We start from the raw sequence: 13,464 nt of genomic DNA, 5'->3' as shown, positions 1-13,464 counted from the left end.
ATTTTATGAAGAAGCTATTATATATACTCACCGCAGTGGCCGCAGTTACCGGCTGTACCTCGAAGGATGTACCCGACCCGGGTTTTTCGGTAACACCGAAAAACAGTACCGTTGCACTGGGTGATACTGCTACCTTTTATCTCACAGGCAACCCGTATAATATTACGTTTTATGCGGGCGACAGCGCCCACCAGTATGAGTATCGCAAGCGGACTTCCGCACCGGGAACGCCGCAGCTCCAGTTCACCTCTTATATGCAAACCGGATCGCAGGGCAATTCGCTGGCGCTGCTGATCTCCAAAGACTTTGACGGCCAGTATGATTCAGCGGGCGTATACAGCCCCAATACGCATTGGACCGATATTACTGAAAGGGCAACACTGTCCACCGGCTCCAATAATACACCCTCGGGTGTGGTAAACCTGGCGGACTTTGTAAACGATGGCAAACCTGTTTACATTGCCTTTAAATACACCGGCCAGAAAAACAATTCCGCCCAGCGCACATGGACCATTCCCGGCTTCACGGTGACCAACCTGCTGGAAGACGGGACAACAAAGATGCCCGTAGCCGCCTCCGTGGCAGATGCCGCCTTCGCCGTAGTAGCCATGAAAAACCCTAAGGTGAAATGGGTGGTATCCGCCACCAGCCTGAAGGTAACCGGCGGCGCCGCCAATAGCGATGAAGCCGAAAGTTGGGTGATCACAAAGGCGCTCACCATGAACCGCGCCATACCGGATGTTGGCGTATCGGTAAAGAATATTTCTTCCAATGCCATTTCTTCTTACTACAATATTTATAAAACAGCCGGTACCTATAAAGCGGTATTTGAAGCCTCCAATACGACGGTATATGATAGTAAATCCGTTTATAAAGAAGTAACTATTATAGTTACACCATAATTTTTCTTTGAAAATAATTAATGCAGTAAGGCGCCATTTTTTGGCGCCTTACTGTTTTCAGGTGTATATTGAACAATTAAAAATCAGTCGGGCAGGGGTGTTTTACTGGTATTTTTATGTATTTCCTTTATGGTATTTGAATGATTTTTGATTGATTGATAAAAAATATTTACATTTCAGGTACATCCAAAAAATTTTAGCCAACCAATTGATACCAAAATCAGTTTTGCTGTAAAAGATCCACGCATGCCTGCAAAGAAAGACGTCTGTTTTGAGGAAGCTGCTTTATGGAAGCGATTTAAAGGTGGCGATAAAGCTGCTTTTACGCTGATTTACCGCGAATATACCAGGCACCTGTTCCAATATGGTTCCAGGTTTTGTGCCGACCAGGAAAAGCTGAAAGACATCATCCATGATCTTTTTATAGAGATATGGAACAGCAGGGACACTGTTAGCGAAGAAGTGGCCATCCGTTTTTACTTATGCCGTAGCCTGAAATATAAACTGATCCGGGCCAATTATCAATACCGTTCCGTTATCGATAAGCAGGATAAATTCGTTCACGAGCATCTCCAGGTGGAATCTACCGTGGAAGAAAGGATCATTGATGCCGAGATCAGTGATTCCCGCAGCATACTGCTGGATAATGCCATTAGAAAGTTATCGCGGCGGCAGCAGGAAATTATCACGCTCCGTTTTTATATGGGCTTTACCAATGCCCAGATCGCGGAACTGATGCACATGAAATACCAGTCTGTAAGTAACCTCTTATATAACGCCCTTGGCCGGATTAAAGAAACGCTGGAAACCACCCCGTTTGCCCGGCGCCTGCTGGAAACTTTCCACCTCTTTTTCTGATACTCCTCTAACCGCCATGACAGGGCGTTTCAAAGAAAAGTTAAAAAAACTTTATTTTTTTTGAGTATAAAACAGGCATTGTTGTCATTTATAATCAAAGGGCAACTGATTGCCGCTTAAAAAACAGCTGCATGAAGCATTTTGGAGAGGATACCTGGGAATTTATCCGGGACGATAGTTTTGTTCAATGGGTGTTACGCCCGGACGAGGCCAGCACTGCCCGCTGGGAGCAGTGGATAACGGCCCATCCGGAAAGAGTGAGGGATGTTGAAAAGGCCCGTGATATGATCATGGCATTGGGTAAAGTGCCACAGCCGGCGGTAGATGAGGCTTTGCTGGAAGAGCTGTATGCCAGTCTGGACAGGCACCTGGAAGAAGAGCGCCCGGCAGTGGAACAAACGCCGGCCCGCATAAGGAGCATAGGCCGTTACAAATGGTGGGGCGCAGCGGCTGCAGTGCTGGCAGGAATAGCCCTGGTATCCATCTACCTGAAAAAAGACAGTAAAACACCGGTAGCTGCAGCGTTGAACAGCCATATGGAAAATGAGCAGCTTACCCGCATTAATAACAGCAATGCCAGCCAGGTAGCCTGGCTTACAGATGGCTCTACCGTGGTGCTGAACGCCGGCGCCTCCATCCGGCACGATGCATTTTTATTGCAAAACAAACGGGAAGTATTCCTGAAAGGAGAAGCTTTTTTTGATATCGCCAAAGATGCTGCAAGGCCATTTATAGTGTATACACCGAAAGTAGGGATCAGGGTGCTGGGCACCAGTTTCAGGGTGTCTGAAGAAAACGGCAACCTGACCGTGACCGTAAAAACCGGCAAAATAGCCGTGTATAACCTGGCCGATAAAAAGCAGCGCAGCTACGTGGTAACGCCCAACCATAAGATCCGCTTTAATACCCTTACCTCGGCGTTTGTAGCCGATTCACTTGACAACAGCGAGCTGGCGGAACTGCGCCCTGCTGTGCAACCAAAACCTTTCGTATTCGACAATACTGCTGTAACTGATATTTTCCACGCCATGGAAACAGCTTACAGTATAAAAATAAATGCAAGCGAGGAAGTGTTTGGAAAGTGCATGATCACCACTACCATCACGAATGAATCATTTGAAAATAAACTGAAAATAATCTGCGCGGCCATTAATGCCAGCTATAAGATCAGCGGGGGCCAGGTATATATTACCGGGAAGCCCTGCAGTTGAAAATAAAGTATTGTTCACTTGTAATTCCGCTAAAATGTTCCCTGTTATTAAGTTTACCTGAAATTATCAACCAAAAAAAGTGGCGATGCGCTAACACCGCCACCTGTAATTTTTTCCTGCAACGTCTGGACAACTGCCACAGGAAAGGATTTGTCGTACTAACGTTTTCATTAATCACAACAAAACACTTGAAGTTATGCACAAAATTGCAAACTCCAACCGGACTGTCATATTTTTTATGAGGGTTACTTTGCTACAAATAGGTTTTCTGCTTTGCCTGATCACCTGCACTTTCGGCCGGAATGTGCATGCCCAGGAGGTATTGAGCAAAAAGGTGTCATTGAACATGCCGCCCACCGACCTGCGTAATATCCTCCGGGCTATCACGGAAAAAACTGCTGTGAACTTCACCTACAACAACAGCACATTGCCTTCCAGGCAGCGGGTAGCCCTGAAAGCCAGCGATGAGCAACTGGGTGAGCTGTTACCGCGTTTGCTCAATCCACTGCACATCACGTTTGAAGTGATCAACGAACAGATTGTACTGAAGAAAGAGAAAAGCAACGAAGCAGGCATGAATATAGAAGGGTTGAATGTGCTTTTCCAGAAGATCAGCGGAACCGTGAAATCAGGCGATGGCGCTGCTTTGCCGGGCGTAAATATAATGGTGGCCGGTACCAATCGCGGAACGGTGACCAATGTTGACGGTCATTTTGAACTGGAAGCAAAAGAAGGGGATGTACTGATCTTTTCTTCTATCGGTTTTGCGCAGCAACGCGTAACCGTAGGCGCCAATTCCGTGCTGAACATCGTGATGGCGGCATCCGCCACCTCCCTCGATGCAGTAGCCATCACGGCGCTGGGTATTAAAAGAAATGTAAGAACACTTGGCTACTCCCAGGAAGAAGTGAAAGGAGGAGAAGTAGCCAGGTCCAATGCACCTAACATTGTAAATGCACTGGCCGGAAAAATGGCCGGTGTGAACATTACCAGCCCGAATGGGGTGGATGGCGGTACCACCCGCATTGTAATTGGCGGTAACAACACCATCCAGGGCGATAACCAGCCCCTGATCATTGTGGATGGTATGCCAATGGCCAACGACCTTGCAAGGCCTTACGATGTGCGCAACGCGCCCACCGGTAGCGCCATGTATGCGGGCAACAATGCGGATGCTTCCAACACCAGCTCCCCAAAGGATTTTGGTAGTCCCATCAACATGATCAACCCGGAGGATATTGAAAGCATCAGCGTGCTGAAAGGCCCTACCGCCGCCGCTTTGTACGGTGGTAAAGGCGCTAATGGCGTTATCCTGATCACTACCAAAAAAGGCACTAAAAGCACCGGCCTGGGTGTAGATTATACTTACGGGTACAAAAACATTGATCCCTACCGTTTCCTGGAATTGCAGAATGAATACGGCGCCGGCGGTATGGTGTCTTTAAATGCACCTGAATATCTCAAGGATGCCAACGGCAATCCCAAACTCACAGAGGGCTGGACAGGCCTGTACGTGGATCCTAAAACCGGTTCCGGCCCTTATGGCGTAAACACCTACAACCAGGTGGGATGGGCCGGATCGGGCCTTTCCTGGGGACCGAAAATGGATGGTAAAATGATCACCTGGTGGGATGGTTCCCAACAGGCGGATGTACCCCAACCGGATAACATCAAACTGTTGTTCCGCAACGGTACACAGTCCACGCATAATGTATCCCTTTCCGGCGGTAATGAATGGGGATCTATCCGGGCTTCCTTTTCCCGGCTGGATAACACCGCAGTATTGCCCAACAGTGATTACTACCGTAATACCTTTAACCTCGGCGCCAATATGAAGCTGACGAAAAGGGTAAATGTGCAGCTTACATCTTCCTATATCGTTAATAATTATCACAACCCCCCACAGCTGGGTAACGACGATGCCAATTCCTGGATGAAGCGGCTGGTATATAATGCCGGCAGGAACTACCGCGGTGAAGACATCGCCATTTACAAAAACGAAGACGGCTCACAAAATACCTTGTCCGGTTTCCCATGGGTAGGAAACGGCGGCGCTACCGTGTGGAACATTTATGAAAATAATACAAACCAGAACAGGCGGAAATTACTGGCAGGCGTACAACTGAATTATGAAGCCACCGATTTCCTGGATTTTATTTTCCGGGGAGGATTGGATAATAATACCAATGAGATGACCATCAAGAACAGGCCCACTGATGTGATAGGCATCACCAAAGGGTATTATGGTCATGGTACGGAGCGGGACAATGCTTCCAACATGGACTTCATCGGAACGCTGCATAAAGACAAACTGCTGAACGGTGTGCTCAATGCAAAATTCTCATTGGGTGGAACCATTTACCAGCGTGAAATGTATGGCATGTTCAATTACAACGATAACTGGGCTATTCCAAATGTATACTCGCTGAATTCCGGTACCTATCTCGGCAACCCGCACCCGGTAACAGAAAGCCAGCTGCGTAAACACATGAATTCTGTGTACAGTTTCATTAACCTGTCGTACAAGGATTTCCTTTACCTGGATGTAACAGGCCGTAACGACTGGTCATCTGCTTTACCTAAAGGACAATGGTCTTATTTCTTCCCGTCCTTTGCAGGTAGCTTTGTATTTTCCGACCTGCTGAAGACAGACCCGGCCATCTTCAGCTTTGGTAAAGTAAGGGTAGCATGGGCACAGGCTGCAGTAGACCCCGCGCCTTACCAGATCAACTACAACTATTCCGGTGTAACATTTGCAGGCCAGGCGGCTACCATGTTGCCAGGCTCATTACCGGCCAGTAATTTCAAACCGGCTATTAATACCACCGCCGACTTCGGACTGGTGCTCGGTTTTCTCAACAACCGTTTGAATGCCGATTTCAGGTATTACAAAGGAAAATCCAGGAACCAGATACTCAGCTCTCCTTTGCCGATGAGCTCCGGTGTAAGCAGCATTGTAGTGAATACCGGCGTGCTGGAAAATTCAGGACTGGAACTGATCCTGCGTGCTAAAGTGATTGACAGTAAAGACTTCGGATGGGATGTGTCGCTTAACCTGGCGCACAGTAATAATAAACTGTTGTCGTTGTCAGACGGTACCGACCGCGTAGATATGGCGAGCGCCTGGAATGATGGCGGCGCGCATGGCCCGGTTATATCCGCACATGTAGGCGACCAGTTCGGTACTATTTACGGCTATGATTATAAATACGATAAAACTACCGGCCTGCCACTGATGGTAAAGGATCCTTTTGGCAACCCAGCTATGAATGGTACCCTGTACCAGGCTACAGACGGTTTGGTGCCATTGGGTAATGCCACCCCTAAATTAACCGGCGGTATCACCAACACCTTCAGGTTCAAAGGCGGTATTTCTGTAAGCACTCTCATTGATGCAAAGATCGGCGGCGACATCTGGTCGGGCACCTATGCCACTATCATGCAACAGGGACAAGCGCCTGAAACGCTGAAAGAAAGAAATGGCGGCGGCTTACCCTATACTACACCCGATGGTACAAAAACCAACTGGGGCGTAATATTGCCCGGTGTGTTCCCTGATGGGAAGGTGAATGATAATGTAGTGCATTACTATTACAAATACATGCCTTATGGCGTATGGAGCAGTACCGACCTGGGTTCCGGTGTGAAAGGAAGCGACTGGATCAACAGAGGCGCTGTGCTTGAAAATACCTGGGTGAAGATGAGAGAGATCTCTGTGAACTACCAGGTGCCGCAGAGCTTTATCAGGAAAACAAAAGTGTTCCAGGCAGCTTCCCTCTCGCTTGTAGGAAGGGATCTGTTCTACCTCTACACTACTTTGCCGGATCATATCAATCCGGAAGGTGTAAACGGTGCAGGTAATGCCCAGGGGCTGGAATTTATGTCTATGCCAAGTTTCCGCTCCTTAGGTTTCCAGGTAAGGGTTTCTTTTTAAAGGAACAGATCATCTCACCGATTAAAACGTGCAAAACATGAAGAACGCAAAGAAAATATTTCTCTATATAGCCGGTATTTCCGTAACACTTGGCGCGTGCACCAAAGATTTCCAGGAGATCAATACCACGCCGGGATTGCCTACCAGCACCACCATACCGCCAATGGTCAACGGGGTGATCAGTACCCTGTTCCTGAAAGGACAGGAGCAGGCCGCTATTCATAATGAATATTACTACCCGGCAACCCAGCTGGCTACCATCAGCGGCAGTTCCGGTTACCTGGTACAGAATGGCGCGCTGGATATCTGGAATGATTATTATTCCACCCTGCAGAACCTGAACCAGATCCAGGATAAGATCAATGCGTATACCGGCGATAAAGCGGAAATGGATAACATACAATCCATCACCTACATTTTACGCGCCTATAAAACGCTGCGTATCACCGACCAGTTCGGAGATATTCCTTACTCACAGGCGGGTCTTGCCTACACCTATAACACGGCTAATTACCGTCCAAAATACGATTCCCAGGAAAGCATCTACAAAAGTTTGCTGGAGCAGCTGAAATGGGCGTCGCAGCATCTTACCACGGCTGCAACAACACCAGGCGGACAACCTTACCAGTCGCTCGGTGCTTCCGAAACACTGTTTGCCAACAACATCTCCATGTGGCAGAAGTTTGGTAACTCCCTGCTGCTGCGTTATGCCATGCAGATAGTAGAGAAAGATGCGGCTACTGCTACGCCTTACCTGCAATACGCCCTGAGCGGTATCCCGCTGATAGGAGAAGGGGAAGATGCCGGTATGTGGCCTGGCAAACTGGGTGGCTATGTGCTGAACGACAGCCGCTTCTGGTCTTTCACTTCGCATAAATTTGTGCGCTTAAGCACTACCTGCTGGAACATGATGGCAGATGGTACCAATACCGCGCAGATCTTTGATCCCCGGGCCGTGCTGTTCTTTGAAACCAACCAGGCAGGCCAGTGGGCCCCGTTACAGCCGGGCAGCACTGCAAGCGATAACACCAACCCATACCAGGATAAGCGGGATGCGGATTTTGCCAACAAGGACAACTGTAAATTTTCTCCGTTCAATTATTACATCGTCCGGGATATTTACTACCAGCCAGAGTTATTTATGACAGCTGCGGAAGTACGTTTCCTGAAAGCGGAAGCGTATGCGCGTGGTCTTGGTGTGGCTAAGAACATGGCAACAGCGGCTACAGAGTATACAGCAGGCATCACCTCTGCGGTGAATTTCTGGTATTTCATTGCGCACACTACCAATGTAACTAACGATGCATGGTCCACCGTAGCGCCTCCCAGTCCAACCCCTGCACAGATGGCCGCTTTCCTTGCCAACCCGAAAGTAGCCTTCACCGGTACGGACGACCAGAAGCTGGATAAGATTTATGCACAGGAATGGTTATCGTTTTTCCGTCAGCCCTGGCTCGCTTACAATTTATGGAGAAGAACCGGCCGCACTCCCCGCGATGGCAATCCTGCGACTTATGTGAACTTTAACAGGCTGCAATATCCAACACAGGAATCGGTTAATAATACTGCCAATTACCAGGCCCAATCAGACAAGATGGGTGGTAATTCCAACACCGTGAAGGTTTGGTGGATGAAATAATACTGTGAATTTAGATGAATAATAACAGCCCCGGGGACGTCATCTCCCCGGGGCTTCTTTATGGTACCGCCTGCAGGAAAATATTAATTCGCAATTAAATTTTGCTACATTAGCAGGGGGCCACTTCCTATGCATGCGCAGCTATATGACGATAAAGAACTATTCCGGCTGATTTCGGAAGGCGATGAAACCGCTTTCCGGATGCTTTTCCGGCGGTATGTTCCGGAGCTGCGCCCACTTATCCTGCATCTTACCAAAACTGCTGCTGTTACAGATGATATTATCCAGGAAACATTTCTCCGGCTGTGGATCAGCCGCGATAAACTGCCTGAAATAGACATGCCCCGTTCCTGGCTGCTGCGGATCGTTTTCCATCTTTCCTTCTCCTGGTTGCGCAAACAGGTAGTGCATCACAAAGCCATTGATACCATTACTTCCCGTTATACGTCTGACGAGCCAGCCAGCAATACGGAAGAAACGATGGTATACAATGCCATGATGAAACAGGTAGGCGCCGCAGTAGCGCAGCTGCCGCCCCAGGCAAAGCGCATTTATCTTCTGAGCAGGGAGAAAGGGCTTAAAATACCGGAGATCGCCCGCGAGCTGTCCATTGCGCCCGGCACGGTTAAAAACTCCCTGGTAAGATCGCTGCAGTTTATCCGGAAGCAACTGGAATTATCAGGGCACCTCTTTCCCGCCGTGGTGGTGTGGTTGCTCACCCGCTGAATGTTTTTAAATTGTCAATATTGTGCTGAAATAAGTCAAGGAAGTAAGGTTAACATTACTGCCTGCCTGCTACCTTCGTTGTTCAAACCACGATTATGAAGTACCATCACCTGTTGCTGTTTTCATGGCTGTTGTTGTTTTCCTGTAAAGATGCGCCGCACCAGGGCATCCGGTACGGAATGGTTACCGGCCTCCGGCCTGAAAAAATAGACGAGTACAAATCATTGCATGCTAAAGTATGGCCGGAGGTCCTGAAAACGATTGAAGCCTGTCATATCCACAATTATTCCATCTACCTGAAAAATATAGATGAGCGCTGGTACCTGTTCAGTTATTTTGAATATACCGGTAAAGATTTTAATGGAGATATGGAGAAGATGAAGAAGGACAGTATCACTCAACAGTGGTGGAAAGTAACAGCGCCCTGCCAGCTGCCTTTGCCGGATGCTGCGGCGAAAGGAGAAACCTGGTCAGGTATGGAAGAGGTTTTTCACGTGGAGTAAACGATGGGTGCAGCCATTTTGCTGAAACACAAAATTAATACACCCCATACCGGTTTTTGATTAAATTTATACCCTGTAATCAAACCGGTACGTTTGTCATTCGTTCAGTTATACAATGAAAAAGAGCTTCTGGCCGGCGTTGCCGGCGGAGATGAAAAGGCGTTTCATGCCCTCTATTATCATTACAGTCCACGTATCTACAGCAATTTATTGAAACTGGTAAAGTCGGCCGACCTGGCGCAGGAGCTGTTGCAGCAGGTATTTGTAAACATCTGGCTCCGGCACAGCACTATCGACCCGGAGAAATCCTTCCGTTCCTACCTGTTTGCCACCGCTAATAACCTGGTGGTCGACTTTTACCGGAAAGTAAAGCGTGACAAGCTTTTAATGGACAAGCTGCTTGCTGCTGCACAGGAATATTACCTGCATACAGAAGAATGGCTGCACGAAAAAGAAACCAGGCACCTGATACAGGAAGCCATCGACGAGCTTCCTCCGCAACGTAAGATCATCTTTACGCTTTGCAAGCTGGAAAACAAGACCTATAAAGAGGTGAGCCAGCTGCTGGGCATTTCACCCGCTACAGTCAACAGCCAGATCGTGAAAGCTACCAGCGCCATACAAAAAAAGCTGATGGCCAACCGGGATGTTGCCGGTATCCTGCTGGCTTACCTCATCCTTCATTAACTTCTCTTATTTATGGCGGAAGCCGGTTAGAAATTTTTTTTCTTCCGGGTAAATGTATATCTCCCTTCATTCGTATTAGCTGTATGAACCAAGATCCCGATGCATCTTTTTTAAAAGAATTATTTGCCAGGTTCCTGGAGAACCGCTGCAGCGAAGAGGAGATCCGCCTGTTGATGACGTATGCAGAAAAAGAAGAATACCGGGATTTATTTTCCGGGATGATAAGCCATGCGGTTGCTGAAGACCACCCGGAGGAAGAATCGCTGTACGCCATGCATAAAGACGTAATTGATGAGGTAAGCACACAGATCACACCACCGGTACCTGCCCCGGGAAAAGCGGTGCGCAGGTGGCTGCCTTACCGCGTAGCGGCGGCAGTGGCGCTACTGCTGCTGGCAGGGGGCGTTTGGCGCTGGTATTCCCGTTCGCATACCCCAACGCCCGCGCTTAATGTAGCGGCACATACGCCAATGAATGATACCGCTGCAGCCGGAAATAAGGCCGTTCTGATCCTGGCAAACGGCACAGCTATAGCCCTGGACAGCGCTGCCAATGGCCTGCTTGCCCAACAGGGACAGGCACAGGTGATCCAACCTGCCGCCGGCAACCTGGTGTATTCCTCCACTGCAGGGGCTTCCGCTGAGCCGCTGTACAATTCCATCATGACGCCAAAGGGCGTACAATACCAGGTAACACTGTCCGACGGCACAAAGGTATGGCTGAATGCCTCTTCCACACTGCGTTTCCCCGCATCGTTCACCGGGGCCAACAGGCAGGTGACATTAACCGGGGAAGCCTATTTCGAAGCAGCTGTCAATACAGAAAAGCCTTTCGTGGTGGTAGTGGATAGCCTGCGTGTTACTGTGCTTGGCACCAGTTTCAATATCATGGCCTATAAGGACGAAAAGACCATCAATACTACGCTGCTGGAAGGCGCTGTAAGCCTGACAGGCGCTAATACCACCACGCTGTTGAAACCCGGGGAACAGGCGCAGCTGGGGCAGCAGGGAAATATCCGGGTGGCAAAGAAAGCAGATATACGTGCAGTAATGGCCTGGAAGAACCGTCTGTTCTGGTTTGAGCAGGATGATATCCATACCGTCATGCGGCAATTGTCAAGAGAATACAATATAGAAGTGGAGATCCGGGGTAATATCCAACGTCATTTTACCGGCTCCATTCCACGCGATGTGAATGTATCAACCGTTCTTGAAGTATTACAGAAAACAGGCGGAGTGCACTTTACAATGAACAATGGAAAAATAATTGTCACACCTTAAAACATGTTAGTTATGAGCACCTGACTGTAACAAGCGCCAAAAAAACCGGAAGCGGCCTAATGCTCCCGGTCAGTAAGGCAAAAGAAAACAATTCTTTCTGGTAACCGTAATCTTTTATCCCAAATCAAATGTATGTATTTGAATGCTTATTTCAAAGGCAGAGGAGTCCTGTGCCATCTCATTTCCACAACTGCAAAGGTTATGCAACTCACCGCTATTGTATTGCTCGCCGCATGTCTGCAGGTATGTGCCACAGCCCGTGCACAAAAGGTAACCATATCCGGCAAAGATGTATCACTAAAGGAGATCTTTACTGAGATCAGGAGCCAGACCGGCTACAATTTTATTTACACCAACGAAGACCTGCAACACGTTGTACCTGTAACACTGGATGTAAAGAATGCAGCGCTCCGCGATGTGCTGGACATCTGCTTCGCCCGTCAGCCGCTGGATTATTCCATCCTGGAAAAAATAATTATTGTAAAACCGAAAGCGCCTGTACTACCGGTTGTAGTCAGTGTAACCGGCACCGTTACCGATGCTGTTACCGGGAAACCACTGCCTGGCGTTAGCATCCAGGTAAAAGGGACTTCCTCCGGTATTGCAACGGATGAAAAAGGCCACTACAGCCTGAGCGCGCCGGATAATGCCGTCCTGGTATTTTCTTACCTGGGTTATATAAAGAAAGAAATATCACTGGCAGGGCAAACTACGGTAAATGTGGCCCTTTCTCCTTCCAATACCGGCCTGAACGAAGTGATAGTAGTGGGATATGGTACGCAACGAAAAGAAGATCTTTCCGGTTCCGTATCTTCCATTAACTACGATCAGCAGATGCAGAACCGCGCCATTACAGATGTATCCCAGGCACTGTCCGGCGCTGCATCGGGCATCTCTGTATCGCAAACTTCCGGGCAACCCGGCCGCGATGGGGCCGTACTGCGCATCCGCGGGGTAGGTACGCTCAACAATTCAGACCCGCTGGTGCTTATCGACGGCATCGTGGGATCGCTGAATAACCTGAACCCTAACGACGTGGCCAGCATCTCCATACTGAAAGATGCCGCCTCCGCAGCAATTTACGGTTCCCGCGCCGCCAACGGCGTTATTCTCGTTACTACCAAAAGAGGGAAGAAAGGAAAAACCGTGATCAACTACAACGGGTCTGCCGGCGTGCAAAAAGCCACTCATCTCTTTGAACCGGTAACGGATTATGTTACCTATATGCAGCTGATGAACCGCATCCAGAAAGCGGATAACCCCGATAATACAGATCTCTTCAAACCGGCCACCATAGAAGCCTGGAAGAATGCCAAAGACCCGGTATTGTTTCCCAATACCAACTGGATGGATGTGATCTTCAAACAGGGCATCATCACCCGGCATAACCTCTCTGTCAGCGGGGGCAATGAAAAAACAGATTACTATCTCTCTATGGGATATCTCTATAACAAAGGTATCATGGAGTCAACAGACAATACCAAATATTCATTGCGCCTGAATATGGATCATAAGATCAGTGATAAGGTAAAGATCGGGGCCATCCTCACTTCCTACTGGAACAAGGTGAATGAGCCTTTTGATGTAACCACCCTGTTGTATTACAGCGCGAACTCCGTGCCCGGCGTAACGCCTACTATGACCAAAGACGGCGTCACCCGCTATGGCGGCAGGAATACAGATGATGAAAGCCCCAATGCCATTAACCCGCAACAGTATATGGA

The 13,464-nt window shown here is 48.5% G+C and carries 10 protein-coding genes; all 10 read left to right on the top strand.

What is annotated here, in order from left to right; genetic code table 11:
• Nucleotides 1–5: 5 nt before the first annotated feature.
• Nucleotides 6–902, top strand: a complete 897-nt coding sequence (locus tag VIM72_RS02695) for a DUF5017 domain-containing protein (RefSeq protein WP_332001329.1) — start codon at nt 6–8, stop codon at nt 900–902.
• A 246-nt stretch (nt 903–1,148) separates the two neighbouring features.
• Nucleotides 1,149–1,760, top strand: a complete 612-nt coding sequence (locus VIM72_RS02690; protein WP_332001328.1) for a sigma-70 family RNA polymerase sigma factor — start codon at nt 1,149–1,151, stop codon at nt 1,758–1,760.
• Nucleotides 1,761–1,891: 131 nt separating this feature from the next.
• Nucleotides 1,892–2,971 (top strand): FecR family protein, encoded by a 1,080-nt coding sequence (locus VIM72_RS02685; RefSeq protein ID WP_332001327.1) that lies wholly within the window; start codon nt 1,892–1,894, stop codon nt 2,969–2,971.
• 196 nt (nt 2,972–3,167) lie between these two features.
• Nucleotides 3,168–6,905, top strand: a complete 3,738-nt coding sequence (locus tag VIM72_RS02680; RefSeq protein ID WP_332001326.1) for a SusC/RagA family TonB-linked outer membrane protein — start codon at nt 3,168–3,170, stop codon at nt 6,903–6,905.
• A 37-nt stretch (nt 6,906–6,942) separates the two neighbouring features.
• Entirely contained in the window at nt 6,943–8,544 is a 1,602-nt protein-coding gene (locus VIM72_RS02675) for a SusD/RagB family nutrient-binding outer membrane lipoprotein (RefSeq protein ID WP_332001325.1), read from the top strand.
• 129 nt (nt 8,545–8,673) lie between these two features.
• Nucleotides 8,674–9,270, top strand: coding sequence for an RNA polymerase sigma factor (locus tag VIM72_RS02670; RefSeq protein WP_332001324.1), 597 nt, complete (start codon nt 8,674–8,676; stop codon nt 9,268–9,270).
• 95 nt (nt 9,271–9,365) lie between these two features.
• Nucleotides 9,366–9,773 carry an L-rhamnose mutarotase gene (locus VIM72_RS02665; RefSeq protein WP_332001323.1) on the top strand — a complete coding sequence of 136 codons (408 nt, stop codon included), beginning with the start codon at nt 9,366–9,368 and terminating at the stop codon, nt 9,771–9,773.
• Nucleotides 9,774–9,866: 93 nt separating this feature from the next.
• Nucleotides 9,867–10,460: an RNA polymerase sigma factor gene (locus VIM72_RS02660; RefSeq protein ID WP_332001322.1), complete on the top strand. Its 594-nt coding sequence runs from the start codon at nt 9,867–9,869 to the stop codon at nt 10,458–10,460.
• An 83-nt stretch (nt 10,461–10,543) separates the two neighbouring features.
• On the top strand, nt 10,544–11,740 hold the full coding sequence (locus VIM72_RS02655; protein WP_332001321.1) for a FecR family protein: 1,197 nt from the start codon (nt 10,544–10,546) through the stop codon (nt 11,738–11,740).
• 201 nt (nt 11,741–11,941) lie between these two features.
• On the top strand, nt 11,942–13,464 hold a 1,523-nt coding region (locus VIM72_RS02650), incomplete at its 3' end, for a SusC/RagA family TonB-linked outer membrane protein (protein ID WP_332001320.1).

The organism is Chitinophaga sp. (assembly GCF_036569185.1).
Classification (GTDB): domain Bacteria; phylum Bacteroidota; class Bacteroidia; order Chitinophagales; family Chitinophagaceae; genus Chitinophaga.
Note: the sequence above shows the minus strand (reverse complement) of the source record. Positions and strands in the feature narration are given on the sequence as shown.